This window comes from Luteimonas wenzhouensis (genome assembly GCF_007859305.1).
Lineage (GTDB): Bacteria > Pseudomonadota > Gammaproteobacteria > Xanthomonadales > Xanthomonadaceae > Luteimonas > Luteimonas wenzhouensis.
This window is the reverse complement of record NZ_VOHE01000002.1, coordinates 397,297-420,266: the sequence shown is the minus strand read 5'-3', so window position 1 is coordinate 420,266 and position 22,970 is coordinate 397,297. Positions and strand designations below refer to the sequence as shown.

Sequence of the window (22,970 nt, the reverse complement as noted above, 5' to 3'; positions counted from 1 at the left end):
CCGTTCCACCGGCGAGCGTTCCGCCCGCGGGCGGCGGTACCCATATCGGTCGCCACCTTCCCGAGGGAGCCACCATGAACGCATCCGTGCCTGCCAGCGACGCCCGCGTGCTCCGCAAGGTCCGCGGCATTCCCGCCTCCGACGGCGCCGGGGTGAAGCTGACCCGGGTGATCGGCGGCGGCATGCTGCCGGATCTCGATCCGTTCCTGCTGCTCGACGAGTTCGGCACCGACCGGCCCGAGGATTACCTGGCCGGCTTCCCCGACCATCCGCACCGCGGCTTCGAGACCGTGACCTACATGCTCGACGGGCGCATGCGCCACCGCGACAACCACGGCAACGAGGGCCTGCTGGTCCCCGGATCCGTGCAGTGGATGACCGCCGGCCGGGGCCTGGTGCACTCGGAGATGCCCGAGCAGCAGGAAGGCCGCATGCGCGGCTTCCAGCTGTGGGTGAACCTGCCAGCGAAGGACAAGATGACCGCGCCGCGCTACCAGGAATTCCCGCCGGAGCAGTTGCCGGTGGTGGCGCCGGCCGAGGGCGTTGGGGTGAAGCTGATCGCTGGCGAGGTCGAGGGCGTCCGCGGCCCGATCGTGCAGCCGGCGACCGATCCGCTGTACCTGGACGTCAGCCTCGCACCGGGTGTGCGCTGGACGCATGGGCTGCCGTCCGGGCACAACGCCTTCGCCTACGTGTTCGAAGGCGCGCTCGCGGTGGGCGAGGGCGAGGACGCGCGCCCGGTGTCCGCCGGCGAACTGGCGGTGCTCGGCGGCGGCGAGCGCCTGGTGCTGGCGGGCGACGCGCAAGGGGCGCGCCTGCTCCTGGTCGCCGGCCGTCCGCTGCGCGAACCGGTGGCCCGCCACGGCCCCTTCGTGATGAACACGCGCGAGGAACTCATGCAGGCCTTCGTGGACTACCAGCAGGGCCGGTTCTGATGCGCCCACGGTGGCGGCGCGGGAGCGACCGCGCGCCGCCCCCGCGCGCGGGCACGGAAATTGCGGGATGCGGGGTGCATAAGGGCGCGCGCCACCGCCTTGGCCGCACCGGACGTTGGGGTATAGTGGATCGTGAAACGGAATTCATCCCCCTGCTGGACGATGATCGCCACGATGCTGTTGCGGTGCAGCACGTCCCCCATGCAGAGCTGTGACCTCGTGGTCCCTTCGCTACATGGAGTGAGTTCCGATGAAATCGAAGTGGCTGTTGCTGGCCGGCCTGTTGTGGTCGGGCCATGCGCTTGCGCAGGGCGCGGCGGAGAATTGCCCTGAACTTCCGTCCGGGGCGGAACTGACCTGGGACGTGGTCAACGGTCCCGACTTCCTGTTCTGCCGCGCGATCCGGATCGACGACGGTTCCCAGGCGTTTTCGGTAATGCTCGGGCGCGACTCCAGCTTCCGCGCCGACCGCAGCCTGCGCGAGGAAGACGGCCGGATCGATGGCCACAAGGTGCGCTGGTACCGGGGCGAGGTGGCGACCGGCGGCGACGTGCACGTGCGCGAGACGCTGGTCGAGCTGGGCCGCCGGCACACGGCGCACATCGTGGTGCGCGCGGATTCGGAAGCCCGGCTCGCGGAGAACCGCATGCTGGCCGAACGGGTGCGGTTCCGCGCCACCGCCATGGGCGGCGACTGACGGCCCGCCACCACGCGCGGCGGCGGGCAATGCTCAGTTGCTGCCGACGCGGGTATCGTTGAACCGCAGCATCCCGGCCAGCCGCAGGCTGTCGGCCAGCTGCCGCTCGTCCTCCACGCGCAGCATGATGTGGGCGGTGAGGCCGTCGTCGAGCTCGATCAGGGTCTCGCGAACGATGGCGTCCCTGTTCGGCAGCTGGCCGCGGTACCAGCGCACCTTGTGGCCGTCGATCACGCCCTTCTCCTCGCGCAGGCCGAAGCGTTCGCGGAACGTCGACTCCTCGCGCAACATCACCGAGAAGGCCTGGAAACCGTCCTCGCGCACCGCCTTGCAGAACAGGAAGTCGTCGCCCTGGGTCGACTCCCAGCTCAGGCCGCTGGACGCAGGCAGCTCCGGACAGGTGGCCGGCGCCTGGGCAAGGGCGGGAAGCGGCAGCAGGGCCGCGATGTACAGGAAAAGAAGTCGTCGGATGCTCATGGGGATCTTCCTTGAGTGATGTTCCGACCTTGCCATGGCGGGGGGCATGACGCAATGCACAAAACTTGAAGCCCGTCACTGTCCGGCGCTGTCGTGCCAGTCCGGGAAGGGCGCAAACCGACCGCGTGCGTCAGGCCTGCGTCCGGCGTGCGCCCGCGTCAGCGGCCGGCGTCGTCCTGGCGCGTGACCGAGAGCGTGGGCCGCCCGTCGCGGTCGATGCGCACGATGCTGAGCCGGTCGAACTCCGACTCGTCCATCGCTCCGGTCTCGCAGGCGCACAGCGCCGCGACGATGGCCGGGACGGTATTGCTGTGGCCGGCGACCAGCACGGTGCCGGCCGGATGCGCGGCCCGGAGTGCGGCGGCGAAGGCGGCCGGCGTCTGGTGCGGATCGTAGGTCCGCGGCGCCAGGCCATGCCGGCGCGCGGCCGGCGCGACGGTGTCGCGGGTGCGGCGGTAGCCGGTGGCGTACACCGCCACCAGCGGTTCGCCCGCCAGCCGGCGTGCGAGCCGTTCGGCCCGTGCCTGCCCTTCGGAGGACAGGGCGGGATCCGGCCCGGGTGCGTCCTCCTTCTCGGCGTGGCGGACGACGATGTAGGTGGCGCCCGTGGCGTCGCCGGGCGTGGCCGGCATGCCGGCGCACGCCGCCAGCAGCGCGGAGAGGGCCAGCGGGATGAGGGGGCGGAGCGGTGCCATCCCGGCATTGTGCGGCATGGTGCGCCCGCGCGGCGCCGTGCCCGCCGCCCGCTCAATCGTCCTTGCGGTGCCAGCGACCGTCGTCGCCCTTCTCGTACTTCTGCTTGACCGCCGCACAGGCGACGCGGTGCGCGGTCTCCTCCCGGCTGGCGTCGCCGCGGCGTTCGTCGGGATCGGCGTACTGGTCCCAGGCGCTGTTGAAGGCTTCGAGATAGATTTCCTGGGCGTGCCTGGGCACGTTGTCGCGCACCGAGTCGGGCAGGTCGCCGAGCTGCTTGTAGGGCATGGCACTGGCTCCGGGCGGGCCTGCGAGTCTCGCTCCGGGGCGGTCGAGGCCCGGTGAGCGTGGCCCGCCGCGCCGCGGCGCGGGGCGTCAGGCGGCGGCCGCGGCGCCGGGGTCGAGCGCGACCAGCAGCCCGCGCGCGGCCTTGAGCCGGGTGTCGAAGTCCGGCAGTTCCAGGCTGATGCGCAGCTTGTCGGGCCCGTCCATCCGGTAGTGGCGGGGCTGGCCCTGGATCAGACGGATCACGGCCATCGGGTCGATCGCCGGCTTTTCGACGAACTGCAGCCGTCCGCCCGATTCGCCCAGGTCGAGCTTGCGGATGCCCAGGCGCGTGGCCTGCAGCTTGAGCTCGGCGATCGCGAACAGCTGCCTGGCCGGCTGCGGCAGCAGGCCGAAGCGGTCGATCATCTCCACCTGCAGTTCGCGCAGCTCGCCCTCGTCGCGGGCCGAGCTGATCCGCTTGTACAGGGTCAGGCGGGTGTGCACGTCGGGCAGGTAGTCCTCGGGGATCAGGGCCGGGACGTGCAGTTCGACCTCGGCGCCGCGGTCCACGGGCTCGTCGACGTCGGGCAGCTTGCCCTGGCGGATCGAGCGCACCGCGCGTTCGAGCAGCTCGGTGTAGAGGCTGAAGCCCACCTCGGCCATCTGCCCGCTCTGCTCTTCGCCCAGCAGCTCGCCGGCGCCGCGGATCTCGAGGTCGTGGGTGGCCAGGGTGAAGCCGGCGCCGAGCTCGTCCATCGAGGCGATCGCGTCCAGGCGCTTCTGCGCATCGCTGGTGATCGAGCGCCCGTCGGGCACCACCAGGTAGGCGTAGGCGCGGTGGTGCGAACGGCCGACGCGGCCGCGCAGCTGGTGCAGCTGGGCCAGGCCGAACTTGTCGGCGCGGTTGATGATGATGGTGTTGGCGTTGGGGATGTCGATGCCCGACTCGATGATGGTCGAGCACAGCAGCACGTTGAAGCGCTGCTTGTGGAAGTCGAGCATCACCTTCTCCAGCTCGCGCTCGGGCATCTGGCCGTGGGCGATGCCGATGCGCGCGTCCGGCACCAGTTCCTGCAGCTGGCGCTGCATGCGGCCGATGCTCTCGACGTCGTTGTGCAGGAAGTAGACCTGGCCGCCGCGCGCCAGCTCGCGCTGGAAGGCCTCGCGCAGCATCGCGTCGTCCCAGGCGTGGACGAAGGTCTGCACCGCCAGCCGGTGTGCGGGCGGGGTGGCGATGATCGACAGGTCGCGCAGCCCGGCCATGGCCATGTTGAGCGTACGCGGGATCGGCGTGGCGGTGAGGGTGAGCAGGTGGACGTTGGCGCGCAGCGCCTTGAGCGCTTCCTTCTGGCGCACGCCGAAGCGCTGCTCCTCGTCGACGATCACCAGGCCCAGGTCCTTGAACCGCACGTCCTTCTGCAGCAGGCGGTGGGTGCCGACGATCACGTCGATCTTCCCTTCCGCCAGCTTGTCGAGTTCGGCCTTGATCTCCTTCGTGCTCTTGAACCGCGACAGCACCTCGACCCGGATCGGCCAGTCGGCGAAGCGGTCGCGGAAGTTGCGGTAGTGCTGCTCGGCGAGCAGGGTGGTTGGCACCAGCACCGCGACCTGCCTGCCGGCCGCCGCGGCGACGAAGGCCGCGCGCACCGCGACCTCGGTCTTGCCGAAGCCGACGTCGCCGCAGACCACTCGGTCCATCGGCTGGCTGGAACCCAGGTCGCGGATCACCGCCTCGATCGCGGCGTGCTGGTCGGGCGTTTCCTCGAACGGGAAGGCCGCGGCGAAGGGTTCGTACATGGCGCGGTCGAGCGGCAGCGCGAGGCCGGCGCGGGCCTGGCGCCTGGCCTGGATCTCGAGCAGCTCGGCGGCGACGTCGCGTACCTTCTCCTGCGCCTTGCGCTTGGCCTTGCTCCACTGCTCGCCGCCGAGGTTGTGCAGCGGTGCGGTCTCGGGCGAGGCGCCGGAGTAGCGGCTGACCAGGTGCAGCTGCGCCACCGGCACGTAGAGGCGGTCGCCCTTGGCGTACTCGATGTCGAGGTATTCGCCGGGCTGGCCGCCGGCCTCCAGCGTCACCAGGCCGCGGTAGCGGCCGACGCCGTGGTCCTCGTGCACGATCGGCGCGCCCTCGGCGAGCTCGCCCAGGTCGCGGATGATGGCTTCCGGCTCGCGGCCGGCGCGGCGCCGGCGACGCGGTTGCGCGGCGCGTTCGGGGAACAGCTGGCGCTCGGTGAGGATCGCCAGCAGCGGATCGTCCAGTGCGAAGCCGTCGTCGAGCGGCGCGACCGCGATCGCGAAGCGCGACGCTCCACCGCCGGCCACGAATGCCGTGAAGTCGGGAACGACGTCCGGCTTGAGCCCGGCGGCGTCGAGCATTTCAAGCAGCGCCTCGCGGCGGCCCGCGGAATCGGCGGCCACCAGCGTGCGGCCCGGATAGCTGGCGAGGAAATCCTTCAGGGCGGTGCCGGGCGCGGACTCGCGCAGTGCCAGCGGCAGGGTGGGCGCGGGCTGGTCGCCGGGCGCGGCTGCCTGCGCATGCCGCGGATGGCCGGCGCCGCACAGCTCGATGCGGCTGCCCTGGTTGAGCCGCTCGCGCAGCGCGTCAGGCGGCATCCACAGCTCGTTGGGCGGCAGGATCGGGCGCTCGATGTCGTGGCGCAGCTGCTCGTGGCGCTCGCCGGCCTGGGTCCAGAACGCGTCCGCCGCCTCCAGCGCGCCCTCGTCGACGAGGGGCAGGGCGCCATCGGGCAGGTAGTCGAACAGGGTGGCGGTGTCGTCGAAGAACAGCGGCAGGTAGTACTCGATGCCCGCCGGCGCGATTCCGGCGCGCAGGTCCTGGGCGAGGGCGCTGCGGCGGGTGTCGATGTCGAAGCGTTCGCGCAGCACGTCGAGCACGTCGCCGAGCGCCTCGGCGTCGGTCGGGACCTCGCGGCCGGGCAGCATGCGGATCGCCTCGACCCGGTCGAGCGAGCGCTGGGTCTCGGGATCGAAGGCGCGGATCGATTCGATCTCCTGGTCGAACAGCTCGATCCGGAACGGGCCCGCGGCGCCCATCGGGTACACGTCGAGCAGTCCGCCGCGCACCGCGAAGTCGCCCGGGTCGTAGACCTGCGGCACGTTGCGGTAGCCGGCGCCCTCGAGCCGCCGCTTCTCCGCATCGAGGTCGAGGGTCTGGCCCACCTTCATGTCGAACGCGCCGCCGACCGCGTAGCGCAGCGGCGGCAGGCGCTGGAGCAGGGTCTGCACCGGGACGATCACGACCGCGGCGCGGTCGAGCGACGGCAGCCGCAGCAGCGTGGCCAGGCGCTGCGAGACGATGTCAGGATGCGGGCTGAAGCGGTCCCAGGGCAGGGTTTCCCAGTCGGGGAACAGCACCACCGGCAGGTCCGCGTCGCGGCCGAGCAGGGTGTGCAGGTCGGCTTCGAGCTGGTGCGCGGCATGGGTATCGCGCGCGACCAGCAGCAGTGGCGCGCCGTGGGCCCGCGCCGCGCGCGCCGCGTGCCAGGCCAGGGCGCTGCGGCTGGCGGGAACGCGCCACCAGGCGCGGGGCTGGCCGCTGCGGGGCAACGGCGGGGCGGGGGACTTCGCGGGCATCAATGGAATCCGGACAAGCACGACTGCGCCGGCAACGGCGTTGCCAGCGTGCGAAAGCGCGGATTTTACCGTGCCCGGGCGTGGGGGTCAGGGCATGTCCGCCCGGTCGTCACGTTTCCTCGCGCAGCCACTGCAGGCGGTGCGCGCCGCGCCCGGGCGCCAGCGCGGCCTGCAGCGCGGGCAGCAGGGCCTGGAGCGTGGCGTCCAGGCGCCAGGGCGGATTGCACACCAGCACGCCGCTGCCGTTCATGCGCAGCACCGATTCCTCGGCCCGCACCATCAGTTCGGCCAGCAGCACCGATTTCGCCGGCAGCTGCGCCGCGCGGCGCAGGAACGGCCCGAGCGCCGCGCGCTGCTTGACCGGGTACCAGAGCATGAACATGCCCTGCGGCCAGCGGGCCAGGCCTTCGCGCAGGGCGGCCAGCACCGGGTCGAACTCCCCGCGCTGGGCTTCGTACGGCGGATCGACCAGCACCAGGCCGCGACCGATCCGCCGTCCGCCGTGCCTGGGCGGCAGCAGGGCGCCGACCGCGGCATAGCCGTCGCGCTGGTGCACGCCGATGCGGCGGTCGCCGGCGAAGCAGCGCCGCAGCGCGGCGGCCTCCTCCGGCTGCACTTCGCAGCACGCGATCGCGTCCTGCGGGCGCAACGCGTGGGCCAGCAGCCAGGGCGAACCCGGGTAGGCGCTGCCGCCGTGGGCTGCGCGGCAGGCGGCGATCGCGGCGCGGTAGGGCTCGAGGGCCGGGGGCCGCGCATCGTGGCCGAGCAGGGCCTCCACGCCCTCGTTGGCTTCGCCGGTCCGGCGCGAGGCCTCGTCGTCGAGGAAGTACAGCCCGCGCCCGGCATGGGTATCGAGTGCGAAGCACGGCGCCGGCTTGGACGCCAGCGCCTCGCACAGCGCCAGCAGCACGCTGTGCTTGAACACATCCGCGTGGTTGCCGGCGTGGAAGGCGTGGCGGTAGTTCATCGGGGCGCAGACTCGAAAAGGCGTGCGGCGCGGCGGACGAGCGCCGGCGTTGCGGGCATGATGGCATCGCGCGCCGTCCACGGTCAGCTCCCCGCCCGCGCACTCCGCCCGGGTTCCATGCCTGCGACCCCTGGTCGCGAGCGGGCCTGCCATCGTCGCACGTGCCATGCGCATCGCGCAGGGAGGGCGCCAGGCCCGGCGCTGCCAGGCCGGCCGCGACGGCCGGAGGACGATGCGCGGCCGCTCGGCGTGGTGTTGCCGTTCCAGGTCCCGGCGCCGACGGGCGGTAGAATCGCCGCCATGCAAGCGCTCGGCGGCCTCGTCCTCCACCGCATGACCGGTGATCGCGCGCGGCGGCATCTGGCCGATGTCGCCGCGCTGCGCATCCGCGTGTTCGCGGATTGGCCGTACCTCTACGCCGGCGACCTGGACTACGAGCAGGACTATCTGGCCGCCTACGCCGCCTCGCCACGCGCCGTGTTCGTGCTGGCCCTGGACGGCGAGCGCGTGGTCGGCGCGTCCACCGGGCTGCCCCTGGTCGATGAAGCGGCCGCGTTCCAGGCCCCGTTCCTCGATCGCGGCCTCGATCCGGCCCCGGTGTTCTACTTCGGCGAGTCGGTGCTGCTGCCGGAGTATCGCGGTCGCGGCGTCGGGCACGCGTTCTTCGATGCCCGCGAGGCGCACGCGCGGGCGCTGGGCGGATTCACCACCACCGCCTTCGCCGCGGTCGACCGCGATCCGGACGACCCCAGGCGCCCGGCCGGCCACCGCGACAACGAGGCGTTCTGGCGGGGCCGTGGCTACGTGCGCCAGCCCGGGCTGACCATGGCGCTGGACTGGGACGAGGTGGGTGTGGGTCCGACGACCCACGCGCTCACGTTCTGGACCCGTCCGCTGGAGCCGGCGGGGTGAAGATCGCCGTCGCCCGCCATGCCATCGGCGCGCCCGGCTCGTTCGACGAGTTCGCGCGCAGGCAGCGGCGCCTGCTTGGGGACGTGGCCGCGCAGGGCGCGGAGATCGCGGTGCTGCCGGAGTACCTGTCGCTGGAGCTGGGCGCCAGCTTCGAGCCTGCCGTGGCCGGTGACCTTGCCGCATCGCTGGCCGCCATCCAGCGCTACCGCGACGACTGGCTGGCCCTGTTCTCGGGCATCGCCCGCGACACCGGCATGCTGGTTGCGGCGGGGACCTTCCTGCTCGATGTGGGCGGTGGGCGCTACCGCAATCGCTGTGACCTGTTCGCGCCCGACGGCGGCCACGGCTGGCAGGACAAGCTGCAGCTGACCGGCTTCGAGAAGCGCGCGGGCATGATCGACGGGGGCGACGCACTCAAGGTGTTCGAGCACCGCGGCCTGCGGTTGGCGGTGGCGGTCTGCTACGACAGCGAGTTCCCGCTGCCGGTGCGTGCGCAGTACGAGGCCGGTGCGCGGCTGCTGCTGGTGCCCAGCTGCACCGACAACGCCGCCGGCGCGACCCGGGTGCGGGTGGGCTGCCTGGCACGGGCGCTGGAGAACCGCTTCTTCGTCGCCCAGTCGGTGACCGCCGGCGAGGCGCCGTGGAGCCCCGCGCTCGACGTCAACACCGGCGAGGCGGCGGTGTTCGCGCCGATGGACGCAGGCTTCCCGGCCGACGGGGTACTCGCGTCCACGAGCGGCGAGGGGGAGTGGGCGCTTGCCGACATCGACCCGCTCGCGCTGGAGGCCTCGCGCGAAGATGCGCAGGTGGCGAACGACCGCGACTGGCCGGGGCAGCTGCTGCCGCCGCTGGCGGGCGCACGGGTCGAGCGGTTGGATTGAGGCGCGCCGGGGCACGGCGCCAGCGGGCCGATGCGCAGGCGCAGGCGGGGACCCGCCGGACGGGAGGACGCAGGCCGGAGGCCACCTCAGGCGGCGATCCCCTCACCGGCCCATGCATGCCGCATGCATATCCTGGCCAGCAGCCGGTCCAGTTCCGCGGTCATCTGCTGTGGCGACAGCGCCCGGACCGCGTTGCGGGCCGCGACGCCCATCGCGCGCAGACGCGGCAGGTCGCCGCCAAGCTCCGCCGTGGCGGCCAGGAACCCGAACGGGTCGCCCGGATCGACCAGGACGCCCTGCCTGCCGTCGACGAGGTGTTCGCGCGCAGCGCCACGATCGAACGCGACCACCGCGACCCCGCTGGCCATGGCCTCCAGGGTGACGTTGCCGAAAATGGTGTCCAGGCAGGGTTGTATGCACAGGTCGGCGCTGGCCAGGAGTCGCGCCAGGGCGTCGCGCCCCAGGAAGCCGGTGAAGGTGCACTCGGGGAATTCCCGCTCCAGGTCGCGACGCATGGGACCGTCGCCGGCCACGACCATGCGGGCGCCCGGACACGATCCGCGGAGCACCCGGTATGCCTGCAAGGCCAGCCGTACGTTCCGCCCCGGTGCAAGCCGTCCCACGTGGATCAGGAGCGGGGCCTCGGGCGACGCGCCCAGGGCCGCGCGCAGTTCGGGGCTGCGCTTGCACGGGTGGAAATGGTCGGGATCGACGGCTCGCTGCAGCAGGCACGGCCGCGGGAAGCCCGCGGCATGGAGCGCCGTCCACGCCACCCGGGTCGGGACGAGGGTGGCGTCGCCCTGTTCATGGAAGCGGCGAAGCCTCGCCAGGGCCGATGGGAGGCGGGCGCACGCGTCGGCACCTTGGAGTCGGCCATCCGGCCAGGCGTGGAAATCCGTGGCGACCGGCAGGCGCAGGCGGCGGGCGACGTGCACGGCCGACCAGCCCAAGGGTCCCTCGGTGGCGACATAGACCGCATCGGGGCGCGCGCGTGTCCACGCCTCCATCAGGCGTCGTCCAGCCAGGGAAGGGATGCGGTTCCGCGGCCAGAAGGCGCGGGGCGCATGGCTGCGCGCGGCAGTTCCCTGTCCCGGCTCGACGCAGGAGACGCGATGGCCCCGTTGCCGCAGCCCACGATGGAGCAACTCGACGGTCTCGCCCGCCCGGCCGGGGGAAGCAGGGCAGGTGTCGGTGACGATGGCGTAGTGCATGCGGGCCTCCGCTCCGGCCCATTCATGCTAGACACAGACGATGACGCGCATATGGCGCATGCATGACCCGCCCATGACGCACGGTGCCGACGGCCTGGCTGCGCGTCGGCTCAGGTGGTGGCGATCTCCAGCTGCACGCCCAGCGCCGCGATCTGCGGGGGCTCGCCTTCCAGGTCGGCGCGCAGCAGGGGGCGGTTGTGCAGCCAGCGCCGGTCCAGGCCCAGCACCATGCGCGGGCCGTCGACCAGCAGGTCCAGCCGCGGGATCTCCTCCGAGTCGCGCGAACGGTGCAGCAGGGCCGCGATGCGCAGCAGCGCGGCCGTCCGGCGCGCCGACGGCAGCAGGCGGTCGGGCAGCGCGTCGAACGCTGACTTGGGGATCTTGCGCCGGTGGGTACGCACCAGGGCGGCAAGGAACTGTTGTTCCTGGCGCGAGAAGCCGGCGATGTCCGAGTGCTCGATCACGTACGCGCCGTGGACCTGGTACTGGCTGTGCGCGATCGCCAGCCCCAGTTCGTGCAGGCGCGCGCCCCAGGCCAGCATCAGCAGATCGTCGGGATCGAGCTTCCACGCCGGCGCGGCCTGTTCGAACAGGCGCATGGCGGTGCCTTCCACGCGCGCGGCCTGGCCCTCGTCGATGCCGTAGCGCTGGGTGAGGGCGAGGATCGAGGCCTCGCGCGGGTCGTGGCCGCTGCCGCGGCCGAGCATGTCGTACAGCACGCCTTCGCGCATCGCCGCCTTGCTCACCGCCATCCGTTCCAGGCCCAGGGCGTCGAACGCGGCCTCCAGCACCAGCACGCCGCCGGCGATCGTACTGCGGCGTTCGGCGGACAGGCCCGGGAGGTCGATGGCGTCGATGCGCCCGGCCTCCAGCAGGCGGTCGCGCACCCGGGGCAGGGCCGCGGCGGTCACCGCGCCCTTGGTCAACCCCATCGCCGCGCAGATCCCGCCGATCTCCTTGTTGGTGCCCGACGCGCCGATCGCCTCGCTCCAGCCCAGCGCGCGGTAGGCATTGGCGAACTGCTGGAACTCCGCGCCCACCTCGATCACCGCCTCCCGCCACTTCTTCGGCGAGAGCCTGCCGTCGCCGAAGAAGCGGCGGGTGGTCGCGATACAGCCGACCTGCAGGCTTTCGCGTTCGATGGTCTGGAAACCGCGGCCGATGATGCACTCGGTCGAGCCGCCGCCGATGTCGATCACCAGCCGCAGACTGCCCGGCTTGGGCGGCTGGGCGTGGGCGACCCCGAGGTAGATCAGGCGCGCCTCTTCGCGGCCCGAGATCACTTCGATGCCGTGCCCCAGCGCGGTCTCGGCGGGGACCAGGAACGATTGCGGCGCGGCCATCAGTCGCACCGTGTTGGTCGCCAGCGCGCGCACACGCTGGGGCGGGATGTCGCGGATGCGCTGGCCGAAGCGCGCCAGGCAGGCGAGCGCCCGGTCGCGGACCGCGCGGTCGAGGCCGCCCCTGGCGTCCAGGCCCACGGCCATGCGCACCGGCTCGCGCAGGCGGTCGACGATCCGCAACTGGCCCAGGGTATAGGCGGCCACCACCATGTGGAAGCTGTTGGAGCCCAGGTCGATCGCGGCCAGCATGTCGCCGTCGCGCAGCGGCGTGGACAGCGAACCGGCCCGGGCGAGCGCGTCCATCATCCGCAGATCCCGGCCAGCAGCGCCGACTGCGCCGAATGCGGGGGATCGCCGTCGGCCGGCACCACCTTGCGGTAGACGCCGTCGGCGTGCAGTTCCCAGGCGTTGAGGTTGTCGGCCAGGTAGTTGTCGAGCGCCTCCCGCTTGACCCGCGCCGCCAGTGCCGGGTCGAGGATCGGGAAGCAGGTCTCCACCCGGCGCAGCAGGTTGCGCTCGAGCCAGTCGGCGCTGGCGCAGTACAGCTCCGGCTGACCGTCGTTGCCGAACCAGTACACGCGATGGTGCTCGAGGAACCGGCCCACGATCGAGCGCACGCGGATGTTGTCCGACACCCCCGGGACGCCGGGCCGCAGCGAGCAGGCGCCACGCACGATCAGGTCGATCGAGACCCCGGCCTGCGAGGCCGCGTACAGCGCGCGCATCACCTGTGGTTCGTTGAGCGCGTTCATCTTGGCGATGATCCGCCCGGGACGGCCGTTGCGTGCGTGTTCTGCCTCGCGCTCGATCCGCGCCAGGATCCCCGCGTGCAGGGTGAACGGCGCCTGCAGCAGGCGGCTGAGCGAGGTCGCCGGGGCGAGGCCCGAGAGCTGCTGGAAGATCAGGTGCACGTCGTTGCCGATGTCCGGATCGGCGGTGACCAGGCCGATGTCGGTGTAGGCGCGGGCGGTGCCGGAATGGTAGTTGCCGGTGCCCAGGTGCACGTAGCGCCGCAGCTTGCGTCCTTCGCGCCGCACCACCAGCAGCATCTTGGCGTGGGTCTTGAAGCCGACCACGCCGTAGACCACCTGCACTCCCGCTTCCTGCAGGCGGTCGGCCAGGCCGAGGTTGGCCTCCTCGTCGAAGCGCGCCCGCAACTCGACGACCACGGTGACATCCTTGCCGTTGCGCGCGGCCTGGACGAGGTGCTCAACGATCGGCGAGTCCTTCCCGGTCCGGTACAGCGTCTGCTTGATCGCGAGCACGTTCGGATCCTCGGCCGCCTGCTTGATCAGCTCCAGCACCGGCGCGAACGAGTCGAAGGGATGGTGCAGCAGCAGGTCGCCGCCCGACACCAGGTCGAACATGGCCTCGGTGTTCTTCGGCAGCCGCGGCTGGAACGGCGGGAACTTCAGGTCCGGCCGCTGCACCAGGTCGTAGACCTGGATCACGCGGTTGAGGTTGACCGGCCCGTCGATGCGGTAAACCGCGTTGCCGGGCAACTCGAAGTTCTGCAGCAGGGTGCGCACGATCGGCCGCGGGCAGTCGGCGGCGATCTCCAGCCGCATCGCGCGCAGGTAGCCGCGCCCGGCCAGCTCGTCGCGCAGCGCCAGGGCCAGGTTCTCCACCTCGTCCTCGTCGACGATGACCTCGGAATTGCGGGTGACCCGGAACTGGTAGGCGCCCTTGACCTGCATCCCGGGGAACAGTTCGTGCACGAACTCCGACAGGACCGCCGAGAGGAACACGAAGTCGTGCTCGCCGCCCGAGGCCTGTTCCGGCAACTGGATGATCCGTGGCAGCGAACGCGGCGCGCGCACGATGGCGAGGTGGCCGACCCGGCCGAACGCGTCGCGGCCCTCGAGCACCACCACGATGTTGAGCGACTTGTTCAGGATCCTGGGGAACGGATGCGCCGGGTCCAGGCCCAGCGGCGAGAGCACCGGCATGATCTCGTCGCGGAAGTAGGCGCGCAGCCAGCGCGCCTGGCGCGCGTTCCACTGGCTGCGGGCGAGCACGCGCACGCCCGCCCGGGCGAGCTCGGGCCGCAGTACCTTGTTCCAGCACTCGTACTGGGCCCGGACCAGTTCCGCCGCGCGTTCGTGGATGCGCCGCAGCACGGTGGCCGGCGCCAGCCCGTCGGGCGGGGCGGGTACGGCGCCGAAGTCCTGCGCGTGGCGCACGGTGGCGGCGCGGATCTCGAAGAACTCGTCGAGATTGGTGCAGGAGATGCACAGGTAGCGCAGCCGCTCGAGCAGCGGCACCGACTCGTCCAGCGCCTGGGCGAGCACGCGGAAGTTGAAGTCCAGCTGCGACAGTTCGCGGTTGAAGTACAGCGCCGGGTCGCGCAGCGGATCGCCCCCCTTGGCCGCGGGCGCGGCCGGTTCCCCGCCCGGGCCCGGCGGTGGACGCTCCGGGCGTGGCACGGGTCGGTTCAAGGCGCTGCTCCCGGAGGGGCCTGGCGCGGCTGGATCCGCTCGGCGCCGAAGTGGCAGGAAAAGGTGCTGCCGCGGCCGACCTCGCTTTCGATCCCGAGCCGGGCGTGGTGCAGGTTGAGGACGTGCTTGACGATCGCCAGGCCCAGCCCGGTGCCGCCCGATTCGCGCGAGCGGCTGGTGGACACCCGGTAGAAGCGCTCGGTGAGCCGCGGCAGGTGCTGGGCCGGGATGCCGTAGCCGGTGTCGGCGACCTGCAGCACCGCCCCGCCGCCTTCGCGCGCGAAGCGGATCGTGATCGTGCCGCCGGCCGGGGTGTAGCGCACCGCGTTGCTCACCAGGTTGGAGAACGCGCTGTGCAGCTCGCGCGTGGAGCCGGCCAGGTCGACGCCGGCCGCGTCCTCCACGACCACCCGGTGCCGGCCCTGGCTCAAGGCCTCGGCTTCGCGCCGCAGCGTGGACAGCATGGGTTCCATCGCCACCGTTGCGTCTTCCACGCCTTCCTGCGCCTCGAGCCGCGATAGCGTCAGCAGGTCTTCCACCAGCCGGGTCATCCGCTGCGACTGGCGCTGCATCTCGCGCAGCATCGGCGCCCATTCCGGCTGGTCGTCGGGCTCGAGCATGTCCAGGTAGCCGTGGACCACGGTCAGCGGCGTGCGCAGCTCGTGCGAGACGTTGGCCACGAAGTCGCGGCGGACCTGCTCGAGCCGCATCATCTTGGTCACGTCGCGGGCGACCACCAGCCACATGTCCTCGGAATAGGGGATCAGGCGCAGGTTCAGCCGCACCTCCGGCGATGCCGGCGACGCCACGTCGAGCAGCGGCTCGGCGTTGCGGCCGGCGGCCAGCCAGTGCGCGATGCGCAGCCCCTGCAGGCGTTCGCCGAGCGGCTCGCCCATGTCGCGCGGGTATTCCAGTCCCAGCAGGGCGGTGGCGGCATCGTTGAACCACTGCACCCGCTGGCTGTTGCGCTCGATCACCACCACCGCGTCGGGCAGGGCGGCGGCGACCGCGCCATAGGCGCGCAGCATCGCCACCAGCCGCCGGTTGCGTGCGCGCATGCCGTCCTGGTTCAGCCGCAGCTGCCGCTCCAGTTCTTCCCACGCGCCGCGCCCGGTGGCGGACGGCGGCCACTGGTGCGACTGCAGCCGCGCCAGCACGCCGTGCAGGCGCCAGCAGTGCCAGGCCGCCACGCCCAGCGCGGCCATCGCCAGCGCCGGCCACGGATGGCCCAGCGGCCATCCCACCGCCAGCGCGGCCGCCAGCGCCAGGGCCTGGTGGCCCAGGGTGCGGCTCCATGCGGGTCGGGTCGGGACGGACATGGCGGGATCGTGGGCGGAAGGGCGCGTGGCGGGGGGAAGGCGGATCGGGGCCAGCTGATCTTAGCCCGGTCGCTCCGCCGGCCCGGGCCGGCGTCCGCCGCGGAAAGGCGTCGCGGCCCGGGTCAGGCCGCCGCCGAGAAGCGGTAGCCGGCGCCGCGTACGGTCTGCACCATGCCGTCCAGCCCCGAGGGTTCGAGCGTCCGGCGCAGGCGGCGGATGTGCACGTCCACCGTGCGCTCCTCCACGTACACGCTGCCGCCCCAAACGTGGTCGAGCAGCTGTGCGCGGCTGTACACGCGCTCGGGGTGGGTCATGAAGAAGTGCAGCAGCCGGTACTCGGTCGGGCCGATGGCCAGCGGTTCGCCGCGGGCGAACACGCGGTGGGCGGCGCCGTCGATGCGCAGTTCGCCGACGCTGACGTTGCCGTCCTCGTCCTCGCCGCGGGTGCGGCGCATCACCGCGCGGATCCGCGCCAGCAGTTCGCGCGCCGAGAACGGCTTGACCACGTAGTCGTCGACTCCCGCCTCGAGGCCGCCGACGCGGTCGTTCTCCTCGCCGCGTGCGGTGAGCATGATGATCGGCACCTCGCGCGTGGGGTCCTCGCGGCGCCAGCGGCGGGCCAGTTCCAGGCCGCTGGTCCCGGGCAGCATCCAGTCCAGCAGGATCAGGTCGGGCACGCGTTCGGCGATGGCCGATTGCGCCTCGAGGGCATCGCCGGCGTGGGCCGGCTCGAAGTCGCCCTTGCGCAGGGCGAAGGCCACCATCTCGCGGATGGCGGGTTCATCGTCGATGATCAGGATGCGCTTCTGCACCTCAGGCTCCAGCCCAGGCCCGGCCACGGCGGCCGACGCCAGCATTGGACGACAGTTCCATGACCGTATTGTGACAGCCGGCGCGTGGTCTCAGCGGCGCCGGTTCAGGTCAGGGTCGCGCACGCCCTGGCGGCGCAGCTCCAGCACCACCGGCGTGATCTGGGAAATGCGCGCATCGATCCGCGCCCGGGCGTAGTAGTCCAGGTCGTCACGCTTCTTGAGCGTGTTGAGCTGCACCAGGGCCTGCTCCTCGCGGCCGCTGAGGAAGGCCGCCTCCGCCCAGGCTTCGCCGGCGCGCACCGGGTCGCCGGCGATCTCGCTGGCGCGGGCGAAGGTCCGCTGGAACGCGGGGTCCGAGCCGCTGGTGGCCAGCAGCGGACGCAGCACGTCGCGGGCCCGGCGCCCGGCTTCGGGCGTATTGCGCGCCACCAGCACCTCGGCGTAGGACATGGCGATCGCCGGGTTGCGCGGCATGCGCTCGAGCAGCGCCTGGAACCGGCGGTCGGCCGCATCGTGGCGGCCGGCATGGGCCTCGGCTTCGGCCAGGCCGATGGAGAGCCACACGTCGCCCGGGTGCCGCTCCAGGAGCGCCGCCAGGGAGGTGGCCGCCTGCTCGGCGCGGCCGGCGCGAAGCTGCGCGATCGCCAGTCCGTAGCGCTGCGCGTCGTCGAGCCCGCGCGCGCTGCCCATGCGCTCGTATTCGCGCACCGCCGCTTCGGGGGTATTGGCGCTGAGCACCCGGAGGCGTTCGCGGGCCCAGCCGAACTCGTTGCGTCGCGTCGCCTCCAGGCCGCCCTCCAGCGCCAGGCCGGCGGGCAGCAGCGGGTTGTCGCCCAGCCGCAGGCCCTCGGGCAGCGCCGCGCCCGTGACCGGGATGCGCTGGGTGATGCTGGCGTCGGGCGTGGACACCGTGCCCTGGACCGACTGCCCGGCCAGGCGCTCGGCCCGGTCCTTGGCCTCGCTGATGCGGATGGTGGTGACCGGGTGGGTCTTGAGGTAGTCGGGCAGCCGCTCGCGCTCGCCGCCCTGGTTGGTGCGCGAGACCGCGTGCATGCGCTCGAACATGCTGGCCATGGCGCCCGGGTCGTATCCGCTGCGGGCCAGCGTGCGGATGCCGATGCGATCGGCCTCGGACTCGTTGGAGCGGGTGTAGTTGATCTGGCGCTGCGCGGCCAGGCCCTGGGCGGTGGCGATGGCGGCCATCGCCGCGTCGTCCGACGAATTGCCGCCGGCCGACTGCGCGATCGCGATCGCGCCGAGCATCGCCAGCAGCAGCGGGATGCTGTCGCGCTGTGCCCGCTCCACCCCGCGCAGCACGTGCAGCTGGGTGACGTGCGCGACCTCGTGGCCCAGCACCGCGGCCACCTCGTCCTCGGTCTCGGCCGCCAGCACCAGCCCGGCGTTCACGCCGATGTAGCCGCCCAGGGTGGCGAAGGCGTTGATGCTGCGGTCCTTCATCATGAAGAAGGTGAACTTCTGCCCGGGGTCGTCGCTGGCGGCGGCCAGGCGGTTGCCGGTGGCCTGGAGCCAGCCGTCGACCAGGGGGTCCTCGAGCACGTAGCCGTAGTGGCGCAGCTGTGCCAGCAGCATCCGCCCGTATTCGGCCTGCTGCGCCGGGCCGAGCACGCTGCCGGCGGAGGAGCCGATGTCCGGCAGGCGGTTCTCCTGCGCCCGGGCGCCGGCAGCGCCCACCAGCACCAGCAGGGCGGTGGCGAACAGGGTGCTGAGGCGGATCAGGCAGGCGCGCATGGAAGTCCAGGAGGGCACGGCGGGCGGGGACCGCCCCTGGCAAGCATGCCGGGGCGTCCCGCGCGGGGAGTGAATCCGATGTTAATCGTTTGCAGCGTTCCATCGCGGGCGGTGGAAAAGCCGCGACGCGGCGCCCAAGATTCGACCCAGTCCCGCAATCCCAGGTTCCCGCGATGGATGCCTCCGCACAGGGCGCGCAGCCGCCGATCACCCTCTACACCAGCGCCATCTGCAGCTACTGCATGGCGGCCAAGTCGTTCCTGCGCAGCCGCGGGCTGGAATGGAACGAAGTCCGGATCGACCTCGACCCGGCCGAGCGCGAACGCATGGTCGCGCGCACCGGCCGGACCTCGGTGCCGCAGATCTTCGTTGGCGACGTCCACGTGGGCGGCTACGACGACATGATGGCGCTGCATCGCCAGGGCGGGTTCGAGCCGCTGCTGGGACGCTGAGCCCACCCCCGGGCCGGCCGCCATGGGCCGGTCCAGCGCGGCCTGCCTGCGCGGCCGCGGCGGCGCAGGCAGGCCGCTGCCGGGCGTCCGCGCCGGGGTCGCCGACCCGGGTCGGCTTGGGGCGGCCGGCGGCTTTCGGGCATAATTTCATCTTCAACCAATCCCCACGCCGCGCCTTCGCGCGCGGCGCTTTCTGCACGGACACCCCCCACCAATGACCCAGACAATCACGGTCATCCGCGGCGACGGCATTGGCCCGGAGATCATGGACGCGACCCTGCACGTGCTCGACGCGATGCAGGTCGGGCTCGCCTACGAGGAGGCCGACGCGGGCCTGGTCGCGCTCGAGAAGCACGGCGAACTGCTGCCGCAGGCCACGCTCGATTCCATCAGCCGCAACCGGATCGCGCTCAAGAGCCCGCTCACCACGCCGGTGGGCGAGGGCTTCTCCTCGATCAACGTCGAACTGCGCAAGCGTTTCGACCTGTACGCGAACGTGCGCCCCGCGCGCTCGTACCCGAACACCCGCGCGCGCTTCCCCGGCAACGTGGACCTGATCACGGTGCGCGAGAACACCGAGGGCGCCTACATCGGCGAGGGCCAGTCGATCACCGAGGATGGCGAGACTGCCACCCTGGTGCAGAAGATCACCCGCAAGGGCTCCGAGCGCATCGTGCGCTACGCGTTCGACCTGGCCGTGCGCACCGGCCGCAAGAAGGTCACCGTGGTGCACAAGGCCAACATCCTCAAGACCACGTCTGGCCTGTTCCTGAAGGTGGCGCGCGAGGTCGCGGCGCAGTATCCGCAGATCGAGTGCACCGAGATGATCGTCGACAACACCTGCATGCAGCTGGTCATGCGGCCGGAGCAGTTCGACGTCATCGTGACCACCAACCTGTTCGGCGACATCATCTCCGACCTGTGCGCCGGCCTGGTCGGCGGCCTGGGCCTGGCCCCCGGCGCCAACATCGGCAAGGACGCGGCGATCTTCGAGGCCGTGCACGGCACCGCCCCGGATATCGCCGGCCAGGGCAAGGCCAATCCCTGCGCGCTGATGCTGGGCGCGGCGCAGATGCTTGACCACATCGGCCAGCCCGAGCAGGCCACGCGGCTGCGCGGGGCGATCGTGGCCACGCTGGAGGCGCAGGACAACCTGACCCCGGACCTGGGCGGCAGCGGCAATACGATGGCGTTCGCGAAGGCCATCGCCTCCAGGATCTGATCCGCGGCGGCTTGCCGATGGTCGTGGGAACGGGGCGCTTCGGCGCCCCGTTCCGTTCCAGCCGTTCCGGTTCCCCGGCGCGGGGCATGGATGCCGGCCGGCGCCAGGCGTCCGGATACAGCGTCTCGCCCGGCGCATGACGCGCCCGGCGCAAACACCGCACAATCGACATTTTGCCGGACCCCCGCGATGACCCTCCGCCCCGGCGCGCTCGCGCTCACTCCGTTGCTGCTGTTCCTGGCGGTGTTCTTCGGCGCCGGCCTGTACTACACCGCCGCCGGCGAGCCGATGGGCTTCTACCAGCTGCGCGCCCCGGTCGCGATCCTGCCGGCGCTGGCGCTGGCGGCCTGGATCGCCCGGCGCCGCGGGATCCGTCCGGGCGACACCCTGCTCCAGGGCATGGGCGACCCCAACATCGTGCTGATGTGCCTGATCTTCCTGCTGGCCGGTGCCTTCGCACAGGTCTCCAGGGCGATCGGGGCGGTGGACGCGGTGGTCTCGCTCGGCGTGGAGGTGCTCCATCCGTCGCTGCTGTTGCCGGGGCTGTTCGCGATCGGCTGCGCGGTGTCGCTGGCGATCGGCACCTCGATGGGCACGATTGCCGCGGTCATGCCGATCGCGGTCGGGGTGGCCGATGCCGCCGGGCTGGACCGGGCGTTGGTGGCCGGCGCCGTCGTCGGCGGCGCGATGCTCGGGGACAACCTGTCGGTGATCTCCGACACCACCATCGCCGCCACCCGCACCCAGGGCGCGCAGATGCGCGACAAGTTCCGCGAGAACTTCCGCATCGCGCTGCCGGCGGCGCTTGTGACCATGGTCCTGCTGGCCTTCGCCGGCGAGCCGGCGCCGGTGCAGTCGCCGCCGGCCGCGCCGGCGTGGCTGGCCCTGCCATACCTGGTGGTGCTGATGCTGGCGCTGGCGGGGCTGGACGTGCTGCTGGTGCTCGGCATCGGCCTGGCGCTGTCCGGGGCCTTCGGCCTGCTGGCGGCGGAGGGCTACGGCCTGCAACGCTACGCCGGGGACATCTGGACCGGATTCGAGGGCATGGTCGAGATCCTGCTGCTGGCGCTGCTGGTGGGCGGACTGGCGGCGCTGATGAAGGCCAGCGGCGGCCTGGCCTGGCTGGCGCAGGCAATCGCCCGCCCGGCACGCGGCCACGTGGGCCGCCGCACCGGCGAGTTCAGCATCGCCGCGCTGGCCACCGCCGCCGACGTGTTCACCGCCAACAACACCGTCGCGATCCTTGTCGGTGGCAGCGTGGCCCGCGACATCGCGGTCCGCCACGGGATCAGCCCGCGCCGTGCGGCCAGCGTGCTCGACATCTTCGCCTGCGTGCCGCAGGGCCTGCTGCCCTATGGCGCGCAGCTGCTGCTGGCCTCGTCGCTGGCGGCAGTCCCGCCGATCGCGCTGGCGGGACGGGTCTGGTACTGCTGGCTGCTTGCGCTGGTCGCGATCGGGTTCATCGCCTGGCCGCGGCGTCCCGGGCCGGTCCCGGCCGTGGCGCCGGCGCCGATGCCGTGAGCGTCGCGGCCGGCACGAAAAAAGGCGCCCCGCGGGGCGCCTTCTTCCGTCCGCGATCGGGGGTGCGTCAGTCGCGCGATTGCAGCTTGGCCAGCAGGCGCAGGAACTCGATGTACAGCCAGACCAGGGTGACCATCAGGCCGAACGCGCCGTACCACTCCATGTACTTGGGCGCGCCGTGCTCGACCCCGCTCTCGATGAAGTCGAAGTCCAGCACCAGGTTCAGCGCCGCGACCACGATCACGAACAGGCTGAAGCCGATGCCGATGATCCCGTTGTCGTGGATCATCGGGATGTCCTTGCCGAACATCCGCAGCACGATCGTGGCCAGGTACACCAGGGCGATGCCGCCGGTGGCCGCGACCACGCCGAGCTTGAAGTTCTCGGTGGCCTTGATCAGGCCGCTGCGGTAGGCCAGCAGCAGCGCGAACAGGGTGCCGAAGGTCAGCATCACCGCCTGCATCACGATGCCTTCGTACAGGTGGTTGAACAGCGCCGAGATCGCGCCGAGGAAGAAGCCCTCCACCAGCGCGTAAAGCGGCGCGGTGACCGGGGACCACTCCTTCTTGAACGCGGTGACGATGGCCAGCACCAGGCCGCCGATCGCGCCGCCCCAGACATAGACCGAGAACCCGGGGGCCACGCTGCCGTCCGGCCCGATGGCCTGGTTCCAGGCGAACGCCGCCGTGAGCACGGTCAACAGCAGCAGGATGCCGGTCTTGTTGACGGTGCCGTTGAGGGTCATGACCTCGCCGTCACGCGTGACCACCGCGCCGCTGCCAAGATCCAGGAAGGTCGATTCTTTGAGTACGGGGTTGCCGCTTCGCATGGGTCGCCTGTTCCGTTGGATTGGATCCGGCCTCAGGATACACGGGAGTCCGCCGGCCCGGGGCGGGCGCGTTGACAGCGCTCGGCGTGCTCCCGGACAATGTCCGGCTCCGCCGGGGCAGCCGGCCCCGGCGGCAGGACCGCCTGTCACCGGCCGGGGTATAGCGCAGCCTGGTAGCGCGCCTGCTTTGGGAGCAGGATGTCGGGGGTTCGAATCCCTCTACCCCGACCATCGTCTCCTCCCGGGACGGCTATCATGCGCCCACGCGCCCGTAGCTCAACCGGATAGAGCACCGGCCTTCTAAGCCGGTGGTTGCAGGTTCGAGTCCTGCCGGGCGCGCCAGCGCCGGTCCCGGCGAGGGGCATCCGGGCACCGACTCGGGTATCCTGTGTGGTTCCAGTGGTGGCTGTAGCTCAGTTGGTTAGAGTCCTGGATTGTGATTCCAGATGTCGGGGGTTCGAGTCCCCTCAGCCACCCCATCCATTCGCGGCGACTTCCTTCCTGCGGGAAGGGCATTGCCGGAAGGCGCGTGTTCCGGATACACTGCGCGCCCGCTTTTTTCCCGGGCCGTTAGCTCAGTTGGTAGAGCAGCTGACTCTTAATCAGTAGGTCCTAGGTTCGAATCCTAGACGGCCCACCAGTGTCGAACAGCGC

At 71.9% G+C, this 22,970-nt stretch carries 19 protein-coding genes and 4 tRNA genes; 11 read left to right on the top strand and 12 right to left on the bottom strand.

Annotated features, from left to right (window positions below):
- The first annotated feature begins 74 nt into the window (after positions 1 to 74).
- Positions 75 to 935, top strand: coding sequence for a pirin family protein (locus tag FQY79_RS05285; RefSeq protein WP_146311440.1), 861 nt, complete (start codon positions 75 to 77; stop codon positions 933 to 935).
- A 250-nt stretch (positions 936 to 1,185) separates the two neighbouring features.
- Positions 1,186 to 1,632 carry a hypothetical protein gene (locus tag FQY79_RS05280; RefSeq protein WP_146311438.1) on the top strand — a complete coding sequence of 149 codons (447 nt, stop codon included), beginning with the start codon at positions 1,186 to 1,188 and terminating at the stop codon, positions 1,630 to 1,632.
- A gap of 33 nt (positions 1,633 to 1,665) precedes the next feature.
- Here the strand turns inward: FQY79_RS05280 and FQY79_RS05275 are convergent, their stop codons facing one another.
- The 5 genes from FQY79_RS05275 to FQY79_RS05255 all read right to left on the bottom strand — a co-directional run bounded on the left by FQY79_RS05275 (position 1,666) and on the right by FQY79_RS05255 (position 7,627).
- Positions 1,666 to 2,109, bottom strand: coding sequence for a hypothetical protein (locus FQY79_RS05275; RefSeq protein WP_146311437.1), 444 nt, complete (start codon positions 2,107 to 2,109; stop codon positions 1,666 to 1,668).
- A 158-nt stretch (positions 2,110 to 2,267) separates the two neighbouring features.
- Entirely contained in the window at positions 2,268 to 2,804 is a 537-nt protein-coding gene (locus tag FQY79_RS05270) for a SixA phosphatase family protein (RefSeq protein WP_186759803.1), read from the bottom strand.
- Positions 2,805 to 2,856: 52 nt separating this feature from the next.
- A complete protein-coding gene (gene chaB, locus FQY79_RS05265) occupies positions 2,857 to 3,090 on the bottom strand; it encodes a putative cation transport regulator ChaB (protein WP_146311433.1) in 234 nt (77 codons plus the stop codon).
- Between the two features lie 87 nt (positions 3,091 to 3,177).
- Entirely contained in the window at positions 3,178 to 6,660 is a 3,483-nt protein-coding gene (mfd, locus tag FQY79_RS05260; RefSeq protein WP_146311431.1) for a transcription-repair coupling factor, read from the bottom strand.
- 109 nt (positions 6,661 to 6,769) lie between these two features.
- Positions 6,770 to 7,627, bottom strand: a complete 858-nt coding sequence (locus FQY79_RS05255; RefSeq protein WP_146311429.1) for a 23S rRNA (adenine(2030)-N(6))-methyltransferase RlmJ — start codon at positions 7,625 to 7,627, stop codon at positions 6,770 to 6,772.
- Positions 7,628 to 7,927: 300 nt separating this feature from the next.
- Between FQY79_RS05255 and FQY79_RS05250 the strand changes: the two genes are divergently transcribed.
- Both FQY79_RS05250 and FQY79_RS05245 read left to right on the top strand, forming a co-directional pair.
- Entirely contained in the window at positions 7,928 to 8,539 is a 612-nt protein-coding gene (locus tag FQY79_RS05250) for a GNAT family N-acetyltransferase (RefSeq protein ID WP_027072662.1), read from the top strand.
- Positions 8,536 to 9,420 (top strand): carbon-nitrogen hydrolase family protein, encoded by an 885-nt coding sequence (locus tag FQY79_RS05245; protein WP_027072663.1) that lies wholly within the window; start codon positions 8,536 to 8,538, stop codon positions 9,418 to 9,420. The genes FQY79_RS05250 and FQY79_RS05245 overlap by 4 nt, the downstream gene beginning before the upstream one ends.
- Before the next feature lie 86 nt (positions 9,421 to 9,506).
- Here the strand turns inward: FQY79_RS05245 and FQY79_RS05240 are convergent, their stop codons facing one another.
- The 6 genes from FQY79_RS05240 to FQY79_RS05215 all read right to left on the bottom strand — a co-directional run bounded on the left by FQY79_RS05240 (position 9,507) and on the right by FQY79_RS05215 (position 18,292).
- Positions 9,507 to 10,631, bottom strand: a complete 1,125-nt coding sequence (locus tag FQY79_RS05240) for a glycosyltransferase (RefSeq protein WP_146311427.1) — start codon at positions 10,629 to 10,631, stop codon at positions 9,507 to 9,509.
- A 110-nt stretch (positions 10,632 to 10,741) separates the two neighbouring features.
- A complete protein-coding gene (locus FQY79_RS05235) occupies positions 10,742 to 12,277 on the bottom strand; it encodes a Ppx/GppA phosphatase family protein (protein ID WP_146311892.1) in 1,536 nt (511 codons plus the stop codon).
- The gene (gene ppk1 / locus FQY79_RS05230) at positions 12,277 to 14,325 is read right to left on the bottom strand and encodes a polyphosphate kinase 1 (RefSeq protein ID WP_246123027.1); all 2,049 of its coding nucleotides are present in this window, start codon (positions 14,323 to 14,325) and stop codon (positions 12,277 to 12,279) included. Before ppk1 ends, FQY79_RS05235 begins: the two co-directional genes overlap by 1 nt.
- An 83-nt stretch (positions 14,326 to 14,408) precedes the next feature.
- On the bottom strand, positions 14,409 to 15,731 hold the full coding sequence (gene phoR / locus FQY79_RS05225; protein WP_146311426.1) for a phosphate regulon sensor histidine kinase PhoR: 1,323 nt from the start codon (positions 15,729 to 15,731) through the stop codon (positions 14,409 to 14,411).
- A gap of 122 nt (positions 15,732 to 15,853) precedes the next feature.
- Positions 15,854 to 16,543, bottom strand: coding sequence for a phosphate regulon transcriptional regulator PhoB (gene phoB / locus FQY79_RS05220; protein WP_146311424.1), 690 nt, complete (start codon positions 16,541 to 16,543; stop codon positions 15,854 to 15,856).
- A 90-nt stretch (positions 16,544 to 16,633) separates the two neighbouring features.
- Complete coding sequence (locus tag FQY79_RS05215; RefSeq protein WP_146311422.1) at positions 16,634 to 18,292, bottom strand: M48 family metalloprotease; 1,659 nt, start codon at positions 18,290 to 18,292, stop codon at positions 16,634 to 16,636.
- Positions 18,293 to 18,465: 173 nt separating this feature from the next.
- On the opposite strand from FQY79_RS05215, the gene grxC reads away from it, so the two are divergent.
- From grxC to FQY79_RS05200, 3 genes are all read left to right on the top strand, one after another.
- On the top strand, positions 18,466 to 18,744 hold the full coding sequence (gene grxC, locus FQY79_RS05210) for a glutaredoxin 3 (protein ID WP_146311420.1): 279 nt from the start codon (positions 18,466 to 18,468) through the stop codon (positions 18,742 to 18,744).
- Positions 18,745 to 18,958: 214 nt separating this feature from the next.
- Complete coding sequence (locus tag FQY79_RS05205) at positions 18,959 to 19,966, top strand: isocitrate dehydrogenase (RefSeq protein WP_146311419.1); 1,008 nt, start codon at positions 18,959 to 18,961, stop codon at positions 19,964 to 19,966.
- 189 nt (positions 19,967 to 20,155) lie between these two features.
- Positions 20,156 to 21,487 carry a Na+/H+ antiporter NhaC family protein gene (locus tag FQY79_RS05200; protein ID WP_146311418.1) on the top strand — a complete coding sequence of 444 codons (1,332 nt, stop codon included), beginning with the start codon at positions 20,156 to 20,158 and terminating at the stop codon, positions 21,485 to 21,487.
- A 67-nt stretch (positions 21,488 to 21,554) separates the two neighbouring features.
- On the opposite strand, the gene FQY79_RS05195 is transcribed toward FQY79_RS05200, so the two are convergent.
- A complete protein-coding gene (locus tag FQY79_RS05195; protein ID WP_146311417.1) occupies positions 21,555 to 22,316 on the bottom strand; it encodes a Bax inhibitor-1/YccA family protein in 762 nt (253 codons plus the stop codon).
- A gap of 154 nt (positions 22,317 to 22,470) precedes the next feature.
- Here FQY79_RS05195 and FQY79_RS05190 point away from each other — a divergent pair.
- The 4 genes from FQY79_RS05190 (at position 22,471) to FQY79_RS05175 (ending at position 22,956) form a co-directional block, all read left to right on the top strand.
- A tRNA-Pro gene (locus tag FQY79_RS05190) sits at positions 22,471 to 22,547 on the top strand.
- Positions 22,548 to 22,581: 34 nt separating this feature from the next.
- Positions 22,582 to 22,658, top strand: a tRNA-Arg gene (locus FQY79_RS05185).
- Positions 22,659 to 22,718: 60 nt separating this feature from the next.
- Positions 22,719 to 22,795 (top strand) — tRNA-His (locus FQY79_RS05180).
- Positions 22,796 to 22,880: 85 nt separating this feature from the next.
- Positions 22,881 to 22,956: transfer RNA gene (locus tag FQY79_RS05175), tRNA-Lys, on the top strand.
- Positions 22,957 to 22,970: the final 14 nt, after the last annotated feature.